The following is a 13,548-nucleotide window of genomic DNA, read 5'->3' as shown; positions in this document are numbered from 1 at the left end:
CAGATGATATTGGCTGTTCCTCCTCTCCTATGGATTCTATAAACGACTGCCTGCTGGTCAATACAATTTTATTTTGTGTGTTGCTTTTTTACATAATATTCCACTGCTTCTTGTAAGCTGCATCCACTTCGACGACTTTTACTTACTACGCTGTTTTTGTTTATCTCCAACTTTTCACAGCATTCCTTAAGCGATGGGTAAAGGATTCCCCGATATTCAAACTCCTGATTGTTTAGCATATACTTTCTTTTTCTAGTCATAAAATGCTCAAAGGATTCTTCCAGGGAACAATTTTGGTTCCTGGCCCGCTGCCTTACACACGCATCTTCGATGCCATATTTCTTGCAGCAGGCCCTGAGACTAGGATATTCCCTTCCTCTAAATGTAAATTTCTGTATTCTTTTTTCTATCATTTCTTTATTCTTTATAAAATGTTCCAGAGATTCCTCTATGCTGCACCCTAATCTGTACTTTCTTGAAGATACGCTACTTGCACTCACGCCATAAGCTTTACAGCATTCTTCCATTGTTGCATAACTTTTATCTCGGAATACAAATCCCTTTTTTATCTCTTTCTTTTTCATTATAAAGTGATCCAAAGCCTCTTCTAGGCTACATCCCTTTGATGATGTGCGATTACGAACACTGGCAGCACGAACATCATATTTCCTACAACATTCAGCAACACTTTGATACTCTTTCCCTTTATATACAAATATCTTTTTCAACTTGTTTACACTGCTTTTTTCTATAAAATGTTTTACAGCATCTTCCCATGTGCAATGAGTCCTCCAGGCTCTGGCCCGTACACTGGATTCATTAATTCCATATATCTCACAACATTGTCCCAGCGAAATATATTTTTCCCTTTCATAAAAGAATGCTTCCTTTGCACGATGCCTTTTTTTGGGAATTACATAGTTTCCAGTAATTTCCTTTTTTTCCATTACTTCTTGTGGGATACATCCTTCCACATGAGAGACAATTTTTTCCAGCACCTCTGCATGGGAACGATTCTCCTTAAAAACTGCAGAACTTACTGACTTTGGCTTCAATCCATATGCAAGACAACATTCCGCAAAGTTTTTATATTCTTTTCCCCGAAATGTAAAAGCCCGTCTCTCTTTGGATTTAATGTAATGCGTAATCGCACGTGTGGAAGAAACCCCATTATTGTCCATATATAAACGTACTGATATAGGATTAATGCCAAGTTCTTCACAGCATTGGGGCAGTGATGGATATTTCACTCCATGATATGTGATTTCATGCGTTTTTTTCCATTCGATTGCCCGTTCAATTGCTTCCTGTGGTGTACATTTCCGATTCCACATATCTGTTTTAACAGAAGCTTCATTTAAATCGTAAAATGCGCAACAGGTTTTAATACTGTTCCATTTTCGATTTCTGAATATGATTTCTTTACTTTTTTTCAATTCAATAAAATGTGTAATTGATTCTTCTGTCGTACATTTATGTCTGTTTTGATAACTCATTACACTGCGGTAACAAATTCCATAAAATTCACAGCATTTATGCTTACTATCAAAAATTCTACCATTGTATACGAACTTGAACTTCTCCATGTAGTTTGATCTGATTTTTCGTGGCATAAGAACTTCTTTTCTCCTTTTAGCGTAATTGGATCTGATACATGTCAAAACATTTTGCCAAACAAAAAAAGACACTCCAAGAGTCCATTTTACTCTTTTTGTGTCTTTGTCGGTTGATCCGCAGACGCGGTATAAAGTATAAAATTCTGATTTTGTATCAGAATAAAATTTTGTGCAATCTGCCTTGCAAAATGTTCAATTTCATCGTATCATTCCAGATCTTTAATGTCAATTTCACTACAGTCTTTAAACAGTAGCAAGTGGGTAGTATTTTACTTGTATTCCTATGGATATATGCATAAACTGTTGCATACATGTAAATGTCCCTCCAGTCTTTTCACCGGAAAAGGGCACTTACAGAAAGGCTTTTTTACATTTATGTCAGGCAATAATTGCATAAATCAAAATTGGAAATGAAATAAACATAAGCCCAAAATCAACAAAGATCAATATCAACCAAAGCAACTGCAATTTTTCTTCCAAATGTCTTCCCCTTTTTCCGTATATTTAAGGACTTCCATAAATCCCTTATACCTAATAAAAGAGAATTTCAGAGCTGTTTCTGTAAAGATCTCCAAATTTTCACAGGAATTTTATTTTTGCCTTCAAAATTGCTTTTTTGATATATCAAACTGTTTTTATGCGACGCCGATCACAATTCTCGTTCCCTTGTGAAGATATTTCTGTGCAAACTCTGCACTCTTTCCAAATGTGACACAGGAGATAAAATCTGCTTCCTGTTCTCCGTCACGTTTATATCTTCTATTTACCGCAAGTGTATATCTTGCTACTGCCATATCATTATCTTTTCCGGCATATTTGATCTCCGGATTCTTTGTCAGTCTTCCCATTAAAATCACTTTATTCATAATCGCTACTGTCCTTTCCGCAGCTACGCTGCCATTGCATATTCTTCATCATCTGGTTCATTGTCCGGCATAAACATTGCACATGCGTCCGGTGGATTAGTATCATCCGGCGAAAACATTTTCCGAATCATTTCATATATGCTCGGATACCGATATGCGATTTCTTCTCTTGCGAGGAATCTGCATACCTTGTAAAGATTCTTTTTCATTTCTGCATCCGTTGCAAGCATAGCTGCCAGATGGATTCTCTCCTTTGTACAGTTCAGATTCGGGCATCCAAACCAGTGGATTATCTGCATTTCTTTCATTTTCAGTTCTGTCATAAACTGCTCCTTTCCAGGCATTTCGCCCTGTAAACATTGTTATCAGTTTCATTCGTCCGGCGGTCTGGCGTGCGTTTCCCTGTCATCTGCAGTCGTCTCAGACTGCCTCTGCCTGCATCAGCAGGCCACTGACCATAAGGCTTTGGTCAGCCGCCCATCATCGGGAGTGTCATTATGATTCCGCTCACTCTCTGTAAAAGAAAGGTCATGGCAGAACTCCTGGTAGACTTCCAGGGTGCACTTATCGGTTGTCAAGGTTCAGCGAAGGAACATTCCAAAACGTCCTCTGATTACTAAAGTCAAATGACTTGGCATGATGCAAAAAATTCGTGATATTTTTTTGCATTTTTATCATTTTTTCTTTTACTTTTGTTAATCCCTTTACTTACTCTGTATTAGGAGAGATAAAAGCGGACATGATTTTGAAAAATTATGAGAAAATTTTGTTCCTCTACCTATAAAGCTTTTGAAAGTATATTTACCAACCCCCTTTTGCAAGTTTTTTTCGCAAAAATGAACTATTCCCACACTAATTGCAAGTTTCAGAGGGTGTTTGGACGGTATTTTCGCAGAAAAAATCATTTTTCTACTAATCACACGTGGCAATGGGAATCATGTCAGCTGCTTTTGAAAAAAGGTCAAAAAAGAAGCACCAACTTTTATAGTCAGTGCCTGCCATATGTTTCTATTGATTCTGAAATACTCCTGTGGTAAATCCACAGGAGTGCTCGTTATCTTCTTTATTACATTTTTTCTTTCTTAAGATTAACCATCCGGTGATTACTGTTACCGAAGCAATCAGCAAAATCACATACCCTGACAAGTCTGTTGTATCACCTGTCTGCGGTGAATAGATTGACGTTGGGGTATTTCCTGTTGGTTTATCTTTCTTTGTGCCGTTACTGTCATTTCTGCCCGTCTGTCCGGACTTTTTCACGTCTTTATATGCAATGGCACAATCTGAAAACTGATTGGTCTGGAATGTAAGTGTCTGGTTATCTGCATCATATCGGGAACCTCCATCCTACAAAAATTGTCAAAAGTTATCAAAGAATATAACTCTGATTGTACTCTTGATTATGCTACAGTACAAGAAACACTGGGCTGATGAACCGGAAATGATTAAGAAATAATATCAGGAGATTCAGGAGTTATATCCACAGATTGGATTTTCCATTGGAAAAAATCTATCCGGTCTTTTAACAAAATAAGTACAATTTACGGCGGGCAACTTGCCCACCGTTATATTCAGCTATTCGTCAAATAAATATATGCATCTTCCAAAGTGATATCATTATCCAGGACACAATTCTCATTTGGCTTTCCTTTGCTTAATACTTTCATATGAATTCCATTTTCTACATACTGCTTAGATGAAATAGAATAATTGGCTTCTAACAAACGGGCTTCTTCTGCATTTTGTACCGTACAATTCCAAACACAGCCCTTTGCATTTTCCAGCAATCCACTCACGCTTCCGGAATATAAAAAATTTCCTTTTTTCATAATGGCAAGCTGTGTACAGGTTGCTGCTAAATCTTCTACTACATGAGTGGAAAACAGCACAGTTCTATCCTTTGAAAAATCAACCAGAAGATTGCGGATCCTGATTCTTTCTTCCGGATCTAACCCAGTTGTTGGTTCGTCAATAATCAAAAAATCCGGATTATTAAGAAGTGCCTGTATGAGTCCGACACGTCTCTTCATACCACCAGATAATTGCCGCATTTTTTTATTCTGATGCTCTGTAAGAGAAGTCTTTTCCAGATAATAGGTAATTCTTTGCTCGAGGTCATTTGTGGATACTCCTGATAGTCCTCCCATATATACAAGGCATTCTTTCACCGTAAGATTCGGATATAAGTCGATTTCCTGTGGAAGATAACCAATCTTTTTCTGTATTTTCTCATAATTTCCCTCGTTATACAGAATTCCATCAAGGGAAACCATTCCTTCCGTTTGTTTTAAAACGGTTGTAAGAACCCTCATCAAAGTGGTTTTTCCAGCACCATTCTCACCCAAAAGTCCGTAAATTCCCTTGGGTATTTCAAGAGATGCCTTATTTACTGCAACTACACCATTTTTAAATCTAACTGTTAAATCATTTATTCTAATACTCATAATCTATCCTCTTTTCTTTAAAGCCATTGGTAATACTGCAAATAAAAACAGCCCCGTTATAAAAGACACAAGTGTTCCATAAATCCAACTCTCGGACATTAATTGAGTAGGTTCACAAAAGCTGAAAGAAAACAATCCCAGATTTCCGAAAAATGAACTTCCCGCTTTTGATATAAGTCCAATGACAATTCCAAATAAACATCCAATACCTGCCCACATATTTCGAAGCAATGTGCACAAAATCACAGTGCATATACTCCAAAACCAGATAGTTCCAAACATTGCAATGAAAAATAAAAGGAATATCTGAGTGCCCGAAACGCCTTCGTTTACACTGCCCGGTTTTTGCCAGAAAAACAAAACATATCCAACACAGGAAAGTATTAATAAATATAATATTTGAACGCACACTCTCTGTGATATTACTTTTAACTGTTTTTTTTGATCATACAAATGAAATACATCGGCACGCTTATTTTTTACTTCCATCAAATATGTGTCACTACAAAAAATAATTGTTAAAAATGCTATTGGAGACTGAATTGCTGAACCGATTTCTTCATTGTATATAATCGGATGAATAACACACAATATCAGTATAAATGCACATGAATAAAAAATCTTATATAACGACAGGCAGTTTTTTAATTCCGTTTTCAATGAACCCTCCTCCTTTTCCAGATTGCAACAGAAATACATACTAATATAACAGATGAGATTACAAGCATAATCTGATTTATATTTGACATTTTGGCTGCATGTGTTTCAAAAAACCTGCCAGGAAATCGCACCATAATAGAGAACGGTCTCATATAATAAATATCATTCTTCTTGGTCAGCATATTCGAATATATAATGTGTAAAAACAAAACTGGTGCTGCCGGAAGCGGATTTTTAAATATTAATGCTGTAATTGTATAGACACAACATATCATCAAAAAATTCGGCACAATATAGATCAGAGAATTCACGCAAAAATCAATTGGTGTTACCGAAAAGCCCGATTCTAAAGACGTTTTCAAACATAGCATAAAGAATATAACATTCAAAATTACTAATACGCCCAACATACTAATGAATCCGCTTATTATTTTCCCGCATATATATTGGATTGCCGTAACAGGCTTTGTATGTAATAATTCATAGGTATTTTTTCGTGTATCCTGAATAAATAAAAATGATAGCAAGACTGTTGCAAAAAAGGCCATATGCAATCCTGCAAAATCCGTGAACTTTTTGGCAAAGTACCAGGAAAAAGAATGTTCGGATAATTTTCGCTCGATATAATGATTGATTTCTTCTGCTGTCCCCTTATGAATTTCAAGGTCCTCATAAGCATATATTGCATTATAATAGCCATATTGGGATTCCAAAAACTCAGAAGCAGTCTTTACATCCATGTTCTGAATTTCTTTCATTACATGATTTGCTTCCTGCCTGCTAAATCCAAAACCATTTTGGGAGGTGTCCATTAACGTCTCTTTGATCGTATCTTCCCACTCCCTTCTTCTTTCTTTATCATCAGATGTGGGAATGTACCCATTCATGACATCAGCATCCTCCAATGCTACGTCATTTTGTGTGATCTGTTCATTCTGTTTGATATAATGAATTTGCAAATACGGTGACAGACATTGATACATACTGGCAACTATAATAATCAAGCCAATCCACAAAACAGGGTTCTTTAAATAATCAAGTATACTTCTTTTTATGATTGTTTTCATTGTATCTCTTCCTTTCTTTATTTCTTTAACAACATCATACAAATCAATTCTCAATAAATTCACAACAAAAAAGACTAAAACCACTTTATTTGTGATTTCAGCCTTATAAAGTATTTTTATTCAGCTTTGAAAAGAGCTTCTACATGAGCACCGCCTTGTCTGGCATTATATATTTTCAAATTTCCTCCATGCTTTTCACAGAAAATACGAGAAATATACATACCAAGGCCAAAATGCTTTAAATCATCTTGTGGATTCTTATGATAAAATGGCTCTGTTACTTTTTCCTCAGTATCCACAAATCCTATTCCATCATCTTCAACAGAAATTATAAGAAAACCATCCTTTTTCTTTATCTGCAAAGCAATACTTTTTTGTGCATATCGAACCGCATTTTCCAGTAAATTGTCTGTCACTTCCATGACAAGTTCCTCATCCACTTTCACAATGTTTTGTTCCTGCGCTCTTTCTACCTTACATAATTTACTTTCCTTCTTGGACAGCATGGCAGCTTCTGCCTCAATCTTTTTTACCAGTTCCGATAATTCAATCTCTGAGCATTGCAGTTCCCTCTGTTCTAAATGGGACATTTTTCTCATGTTTTCCGTGAAATGCTCTATACGGTCAATCTGATACATGCCTGTTTGTAAGATATCAATAACATCCTCTGTTTTTATACTCTCAGAAGAAACAAACTCTAAGAGCATTTCCTGATACCCTCGCAATATGGAAAGTGGAGAACGTATATCATGTGCAATTGCATTCCGCAAAGCCTTCTCGTCATCAATCATTCGCCACATCTTTCTGTTGTTATCTGCTAAAGCACTTCGCATCATTTCAAATTCTTTACACAAAGTTCCCATCTCATCTTTATTTTCATAGGACACATGAAAATCCAGTTCATTATCTGCAATCATTTGCGAGGCATCTTTTAGTTCCTGTAGAGGTGTCTTTAACTTATTTTTATAAAAAAAGAATACCGCAGCAACACTCCCAACAATCGAAAAAATCAGTACCGAATATGTTTCCATAAAGTCACACATTTCCGAAAGATGATAGTCCAAACGATTCATCTGCGATTGATTAGGTCTTGATATCTCAATCTCGTATTTCTTTCCATATTGCTGAAACACGTCCGTATAATCTGCATAATCAATATATTTTTCCCATATTTTATTCTGCATATTTCTTGCAAAATGAACTGTAAATCCAGATAACAGAAATGCTACCGTTAAGCTGATCACAAAATAAAGCAGAATTGTTTTTTTCAGTGACAAGTTTCTTATTTTTTCCATCGGTATCCAATCCCCCATACAGTTTCTATGTATTCTTTTTCTGAATAATCCGCTATTTTTTTCCTTATACGCCGTACTAATTCCGTTATCGTTCTACTGTCCCCTTCCGCATCATATCCACAGACTTGTGCATATATACGTTCTTTATCAAACACCTGCCCCGGATGCATGGATAAGAATTCAATAATCTGATATTCAATTTTTGTGAACTCCATCTTGTGTCCGGCTATAGCTACTATTTTTTCAGAATAATCAATCAGCATTTCATCCATGAAACGGTATTCCGTTTTTTGTTGATGCCTTTCTTCTCTCTTTATGTTTGTGACAATCCTTGCTTCCAACTCCCGAAGACTAAATGGTTTCGTAATATAATCATCCCCACCCGAAAGCAACCCATTAATTTTATCATCTTCATCAACTCTTGCTGTTAGAAACAAAATCGGACATAACACTTTACTGCGTATCAGACGACATACTTCAATCCCATCCATACGTGGCATGTTGATATCCAATAAAATAATATCCGGTTTCATTTTTATTTTATTTAATGCTTCCATTCCATCTGTAGCCGTAATGGTTTCATATTGTTTCATATTAAAATAACTACAAAGCATTTTCACCAATTCTTTATCATCATCGACAACTAAAATCTTGTATTTCATCCAAACCACCTCCAGTATCCATATTATACGATAAAAAACAATGAAATCACAACAAGAGTACATGAAGAACGTAAGCACAATATATTTTTTTTCTCAATTCCAGCTCAATTTCCCCTCAATGCCTTTTTCTTCCGATTTTCGTATGCTTATCTCACGGCAAAGCAGTACCACACCGGTATGACCTGCTGAATGCAAAATAGCAGCCTTAATGCGAAGGGGATCGTCTGCACGGAAATGTTTTGCCTTTACTGCAATCTGGTCAACAGTCAGAAATCCAAATCCATGAACCTCACAGAGCCGGAAAGGCTCCTCCTTCACGATCATAACTGCAGCAGGGCCAAATTTCTCCTGTATTTTTGAAACTTTTGCAGGAGTCACCCCAAAAGGGGACAAATATATCATCAGTTCCCGGATGGAACTGCTTTTTTGATATCCTTCCAGAATATCATCTAAGCGTTTCTGCGTAATTCCTTTTACCTGAAGAAGTTTCTCCGGGCTGTCATTAAAAACATTCAGTGTGTCTTCCCCAAACGTTTCTACGATGCGGGCTGCCATTGCCGGTCCGATCCCTTTGATCAGGGATGACGACAAATAAGTCCGAATACCTTCTTTTGTGGTTGGCATGGTTACTGAAAAATTGCTCACACTATACTGCATTCCATATTTTGTGGGTTTCCAGTCTCCCGTCAGTTCCACATCCAGGCCTCCGTTTGTCGGAAGTTCGGTTCCAAATGCCTTTTTCCAATGGAAATACTGCAGATTCCTTCCCTGTTTACTGAAAAACGGTTTCGATTTTCAGATTCCAGAGTTTTCCGAATCGCCTGGATCCGCTCAAAGCCTTCCTTTTCGTACCATATGGCAGCCTGTGCCCTGCATCTTGCCTGCTTCTCCTGATTATCGAAATTTACCGTTTCCGATCCCTTCTCATGATTTTTCGGTAAATCCTCGGTCTTTTCAGCATCTGCATGTACTTTACGGGCATCTGCATGGTTCTTTTGCTGTTTGTTGTCATCATCATTCTCATTCGTTTCCTCCTTGTCCTTTTTCATAATAAATTTTTCATAGAAAAACAGTCCTGCTGCAACCGGAATGACCAGTGAAAGGGAATGTATAATCACTGCCAGAAATACCGGCCATAAAAATGGTGATACTAATAGACCAAAAATTCCAGTTATCACGCACAGCTTTTTATGTGCAGACAACCATTTGTTCATTTTCTCCATCATAAGCATTTTCTCCTATGATTTGCTCAGTCAAAATCCAGTTTTTCATCATCTGTTTCCATGTACCGGTCATCAATATCCTGACTACGCTCCCGGCTTCTTGCCGAAGTTCCTCTGGATCTTGTCCCTCCAGAATTTGATCTCCGTCTGTCATCTGATGCACCTGCCCTGGTATTGCTTCTGTACCTTCCAGCTTCACGTTCTCTGTCATAGTCGCGGTCATCCATTTCTGTTGCTCTTTCACTTCTGGTGCTTTTGGAAGCTGAACGCTGGTTTTCTGCACGGTCAGAACAGTTTCGATTAGAAGATGCCCTTGTTTCTCTTTCCGGTTCTTCCCGTTCGTCATTTCCAGATTCTAAAGCTTTCTTACTTTCTGCAAAAGAAATCTCTTCAATCATAAGCCGCATGCCGTAGACATTTTCACCAGCCCGATTCTTGTAGTTGTCATTCTGCATACGACCTTCTACCAGAATCTTAATCCCCTTAAACAGATATTTTTCCGCGAACTCTGCTTTTCGGCCAAAAGCCGTACAGCTGAAGAAATCTGCTTCCGGATCTCCTCTTCGTACAAATTTCCGGTTTACCGCCAAGCGAAAGTTTGCGATGGCAAGTTCTCCATTCTCTGTCTGTGTGTAGCGTAAATCAGGCTCATTTACTACTCGTCCCATCATGATTGATTTGTTCATAATTGTCCTCCCATAACTTTATAAAGTTTTCCAGTTTCATTCCAGATGTTCCCGCATACATTTGACTAATGCTCCCATACCATTTTTTCGGATCTCGCGGGCAGCAGAGTCAGCCGTACATAAATTTTTCGCCATCTCCAGTGATTCTTCTCCCGGATGTGTTGCAAACAATACCGGTATCAGATAAAACAGAGATTTTTTGACCAGCATATCATATGCCATCTTAAAGGATTCAGGCGAAGTTTCCTTTCCATCTGGATTACATACAATCTGCCATACTCCTGGATATTCGATAATCCATTCAAGAAGGTGCACGACCTCCTTTTCCATCTTTTTTCGTTTCATAACACCCTCCTTGCATTCTGAGTTTCCTTGTGTTTTTTTTGTGATCCTCCTTTCCTTATTTGCTGATCTGTACTTGTTGTCTGCCATATTTTTGCAACAAAAAAAGGCCATTTAGAAATTTTCATTCTAAATGACCTTATTCATTACAAAGGCAGGAGGCTTTTGGCTCCTTAATGTTTTACTTCCGGTCAGATCCGGAACCAGCGTTTCTTATCTGTGTCTACAGATACAAATACAAATCTCATAATCATATTAACGCAAGATATTGTTGGCGTCAATCGCACTTTTGCTATATTTTGTATTTTCGATTTTCAAAGATTTGATCAACTTCTCTTATTACTTATGGAAATGTAATTTTACCATTTTTATTTATACGAATCTTAAATGTACCACCAAACATTTTATTGTTATTTTTTTTATCTTTACAGTAAAAATATCCAATTGCGGTATCTCATCCCTCTCTTCGATCAAACTATTCTTTTGTCATCTGATTCTAATTTCTATTTTTCCTTCCACTGGGCTATATAAATCCAGAGGATCTTCATCACTTTCATAAACACGTCCTTCGCCTTCTCCGTAAGTATCTTCTGTTCCTGTTTCATATTTTTTATATGTTGTTCTGTTTTTTTCTTCTTTATTTACATATAATTCTAATGTCACCGTTTTAGCATCTGGAGAAATTCCTTTATATTTTGTATTATTTCTGCTTTCTTCAAACACAGTCTCTGTGTCTCCATAATTTGTCATTCTATAAAGCCCCTGATTTTCTTTATCGTCGGTTCCTATTAAATAATAATCTTCATATTCTTTATTATCCAAATTTCCATAAATTGTACTTGCCAAATCGTTTAAGTTCATTTTTGAAATCGTCAGATTTTGATTTGGAGATATCTTTATTTTTTTATTCACATTTACATTTATGGTATTCTTCTCCAGTTCTTCCCAATTTGATGAAAATTCAAAAATATAGTCATCCGTATCTTCTGTATCTGCAGTATCCATTTCTGTTGGATCAAATAACCATACTTTCATTTTTATATCTGCTGTATTATCTTTAATAGTTGTATCTTCCAACCTATAATGACAAACCTGACCATCTGCTCCGTTCTCCTTTTTCTCCAGAGCATATGTTCCATCTAACTGTGCCGCTTTTCCATTTATCTCCACTTCTGTTAGTAGAATAGTCTCTTTTTCTTTTGAATCATTTATATTATCAGATATTGCCACCCATAAATTCTCCTTATCAGCAGCAATTTCATCTAACGTAATAGAAATTCCATTTTTAGTAATCGTTTTTCCAACACTATCTATATATGATTCTACATTTTCATTAATCCCCAATGCAGTTTGAATCCACGAAGTAATCTGTTCCCAGGCCGCCTTTATCTCATGCGGATGTCCCAAACCTCCTATCAATAATGCTATTACAACTCCTGCTGCTGCAATCTTTGCTAATTTAAATTTCAAATTAACATTTCGCTTTTTCCATGGCAAGGAAGCTTCGTAAACAAATTTTTCATCTATTTCTCCCATCAGATCCAAAAAATTGTTTTCTTTTTTCATATGATTTCTTTCACCTCTTCCCATAATCTGTTTCTGCTTCGAAAAAGACTGGATTTAATTTTAGTCTCAGAGCATCCATGTCTTTTTGCAATGTCTTTAATATTATCCATATACCAATATCGCCTGACAAAAATATCCCTGTCTCCTGCTTTTAAATCACTTAAAAATTTTTCTAAAATATTCAAAATTTCCTTTTTCTTTATATCCTCTTCCACATAATCCTTTATTATATTTTCCAGTTTTTCCACTTCACCACAAATATCCATCATATGTGTATCTGCTCTTTTTGAAGCATTTTTCTTTCTGAAATTGTCCAATGCCAAATTTCTGGTTATTTTTCCAAGAAATGCAGATAATTTTGTTGGCGTTTTGGGCGGAATCTTATTCCACGTTATCAGCCACGTATCATTTACGCATTCTTCTGAATCTTCTGTGTTATATAAAATATTCCATGCAATCTTAAAGCAAAATTTTTCGTACTTTACTTCTACCTGGCGAATTGCATCTTCTGATCTTTCTAAAAATAAATTTATAATATGTATATCTTCCATATCACATTTCTCCCCTGTATATTAGTGTTTTTATGCAGATAGGTTATTTGCAGTGTGCCATATTAATGTTTTCTATTATATAGAACGTATTTTTTTCTGTTTGGTTGCACTTTTTTTCTATTTTTATAATTTTTTTTGTTACCATGCTTCCATTATCACTATAACATATTATCTAAACATTCTTCTCTCTTGGTCAACTATTAATATCGTAATCTACTTCTGCAAATAAAGCTACATGCAAAAAATGAAAAAAGGAGCTGCCATTCCATGTGTATTCATGAAAGGCAGCTCCTGCTTGAATCATTTTTATTTAACAACTACTTTTACTTTTTTACGGATCTTTCCAGATTTCACTGTGATATAGGCTGTTCCCTTTTTCTTTCCGGTGATCACGCCCTTGGAATTTAGCGTCACGCTCTTCTTATTTGAAGAACTGTAGGTAACTTTCTCCTGGGAAGTGATCGGGCTGATGACTGGTTTCAGCGTAAGTTTTTTTATTCCTTGCAACAGTCACGCTTGATTTCAGTCCGGTGATCTTTGTTGTTCTTACCGTTGTTTTCTGCACAGTAA

At 36.4% G+C, this 13,548-nt stretch carries 14 protein-coding genes and 1 pseudogene; all 15 read right to left on the bottom strand.

Annotated elements, in window-relative coordinates; translation table 11 throughout:
* Positions 1–68: 68 nt before the first annotated feature.
* Complete coding sequence (locus EYS05_RS15915) at positions 69–1,613, bottom strand: hypothetical protein (protein WP_138277531.1); 1,545 nt, start codon at positions 1,611–1,613, stop codon at positions 69–71.
* Between the two features lie 650 nt (positions 1,614–2,263).
* Positions 2,264–2,482 (bottom strand): annotated as a pseudogene (locus EYS05_RS15910) (single-stranded DNA-binding protein); the annotation flags it as partial.
* 23 nt (positions 2,483–2,505) lie between these two features.
* Complete coding sequence (locus tag EYS05_RS15905; RefSeq protein ID WP_242858680.1) at positions 2,506–2,805, bottom strand: hypothetical protein; 300 nt, start codon at positions 2,803–2,805, stop codon at positions 2,506–2,508.
* A gap of 1,248 nt (positions 2,806–4,053) precedes the next feature.
* Complete coding sequence (locus EYS05_RS15890; RefSeq protein ID WP_138277530.1) at positions 4,054–4,926, bottom strand: ATP-binding cassette domain-containing protein; 873 nt, start codon at positions 4,924–4,926, stop codon at positions 4,054–4,056.
* Between the two features lie 3 nt (positions 4,927–4,929).
* Positions 4,930–5,586, bottom strand: a complete 657-nt coding sequence (locus EYS05_RS15885) for a transporter (protein WP_243119162.1) — start codon at positions 5,584–5,586, stop codon at positions 4,930–4,932.
* The gene (locus tag EYS05_RS15880; RefSeq protein WP_138277529.1) at positions 5,583–6,653 is read right to left on the bottom strand and encodes an ABC transporter permease subunit; all 1,071 of its coding nucleotides are present in this window, start codon (positions 6,651–6,653) and stop codon (positions 5,583–5,585) included. Before EYS05_RS15880 ends, EYS05_RS15885 begins: the two co-directional genes overlap by 4 nt.
* Before the next feature lie 116 nt (positions 6,654–6,769).
* Positions 6,770–7,948, bottom strand: coding sequence for a sensor histidine kinase (locus EYS05_RS15875; RefSeq protein ID WP_118624652.1), 1,179 nt, complete (start codon positions 7,946–7,948; stop codon positions 6,770–6,772).
* Entirely contained in the window at positions 7,936–8,610 is a 675-nt protein-coding gene (locus EYS05_RS15870; protein ID WP_055068075.1) for a response regulator transcription factor, read from the bottom strand. Before EYS05_RS15870 ends, EYS05_RS15875 begins: the two co-directional genes overlap by 13 nt.
* A gap of 93 nt (positions 8,611–8,703) precedes the next feature.
* Positions 8,704–9,306, bottom strand: a complete 603-nt coding sequence (locus tag EYS05_RS15865) for a helix-hairpin-helix domain-containing protein (RefSeq protein ID WP_227752267.1) — start codon at positions 9,304–9,306, stop codon at positions 8,704–8,706.
* Positions 9,297–9,836, bottom strand: a complete 540-nt coding sequence (locus EYS05_RS15860) for a hypothetical protein (protein ID WP_138277528.1) — start codon at positions 9,834–9,836, stop codon at positions 9,297–9,299. Before EYS05_RS15860 ends, EYS05_RS15865 begins: the two co-directional genes overlap by 10 nt.
* A gap of 23 nt (positions 9,837–9,859) precedes the next feature.
* Positions 9,860–10,519: a single-stranded DNA-binding protein gene (gene ssb, locus EYS05_RS15855; protein WP_138277527.1), complete on the bottom strand. Its 660-nt coding sequence runs from the start codon at positions 10,517–10,519 to the stop codon at positions 9,860–9,862.
* 36 nt (positions 10,520–10,555) lie between these two features.
* Positions 10,556–10,864: a hypothetical protein gene (locus tag EYS05_RS15850; protein WP_015525087.1), complete on the bottom strand. Its 309-nt coding sequence runs from the start codon at positions 10,862–10,864 to the stop codon at positions 10,556–10,558.
* Between the two features lie 483 nt (positions 10,865–11,347).
* Positions 11,348–12,451: a DUF4179 domain-containing protein gene (locus EYS05_RS15845; protein WP_138277526.1), complete on the bottom strand. Its 1,104-nt coding sequence runs from the start codon at positions 12,449–12,451 to the stop codon at positions 11,348–11,350.
* On the bottom strand, positions 12,424–12,978 hold the full coding sequence (locus EYS05_RS15840; RefSeq protein ID WP_138277525.1) for an RNA polymerase sigma factor: 555 nt from the start codon (positions 12,976–12,978) through the stop codon (positions 12,424–12,426). Before EYS05_RS15840 ends, EYS05_RS15845 begins: the two co-directional genes overlap by 28 nt.
* A 306-nt stretch (positions 12,979–13,284) precedes the next feature.
* Entirely contained in the window at positions 13,285–13,485 is a 201-nt protein-coding gene (locus tag EYS05_RS15835) for an Ig-like domain-containing protein (RefSeq protein ID WP_243119161.1), read from the bottom strand.
* Positions 13,486–13,548: the final 63 nt, after the last annotated feature.

This window comes from Blautia sp. SC05B48 (assembly GCF_005848555.1).
Taxonomy (GTDB): Bacteria; Bacillota; Clostridia; order Lachnospirales; family Lachnospiraceae; genus Blautia_A.
The sequence above is the reverse complement of the archived record's forward strand: the minus strand, read 5'-3'. Positions and strand labels throughout refer to the sequence as shown.

Excerpts from the sequence above, each read along its gene's own strand:
- EYS05_RS15915 (WP_138277531.1), bottom strand. The coding sequence starts at position 1,613 with ATGCCACGAAAAATCAGATCAAACTACATGGAGAAGTTCAAGTTCGTA.
- EYS05_RS15905 (WP_242858680.1), bottom strand. The coding sequence starts at position 2,805 with ATGACAGAACTGAAAATGAAAGAAATGCAGATAATCCACTGGTTTGGA.
- EYS05_RS15890 (WP_138277530.1), bottom strand. The coding sequence starts at position 4,926 with ATGAGTATTAGAATAAATGATTTAACAGTTAGATTTAAAAATGGTGTA.
- EYS05_RS15880 (WP_138277529.1), bottom strand. The coding sequence starts at position 6,653 with ATGAAAACAATCATAAAAAGAAGTATACTTGATTATTTAAAGAACCCT.
- EYS05_RS15875 (WP_118624652.1), bottom strand. The coding sequence starts at position 7,948 with ATGGAAAAAATAAGAAACTTGTCACTGAAAAAAACAATTCTGCTTTAT.
- EYS05_RS15870 (WP_055068075.1), bottom strand. The coding sequence starts at position 8,610 with ATGAAATACAAGATTTTAGTTGTCGATGATGATAAAGAATTGGTGAAA.
- EYS05_RS15860 (WP_138277528.1), bottom strand. The coding sequence starts at position 9,836 with ATGATGGAGAAAATGAACAAATGGTTGTCTGCACATAAAAAGCTGTGC.
- ssb (WP_138277527.1), bottom strand. The coding sequence starts at position 10,519 with ATGAACAAATCAATCATGATGGGACGAGTAGTAAATGAGCCTGATTTA.
- EYS05_RS15850 (WP_015525087.1), bottom strand. The coding sequence starts at position 10,864 with ATGAAACGAAAAAAGATGGAAAAGGAGGTCGTGCACCTTCTTGAATGG.
- EYS05_RS15845 (WP_138277526.1), bottom strand. The coding sequence starts at position 12,451 with ATGGGAAGAGGTGAAAGAAATCATATGAAAAAAGAAAACAATTTTTTG.
- EYS05_RS15840 (WP_138277525.1), bottom strand. The coding sequence starts at position 12,978 with ATGGAAGATATACATATTATAAATTTATTTTTAGAAAGATCAGAAGAT.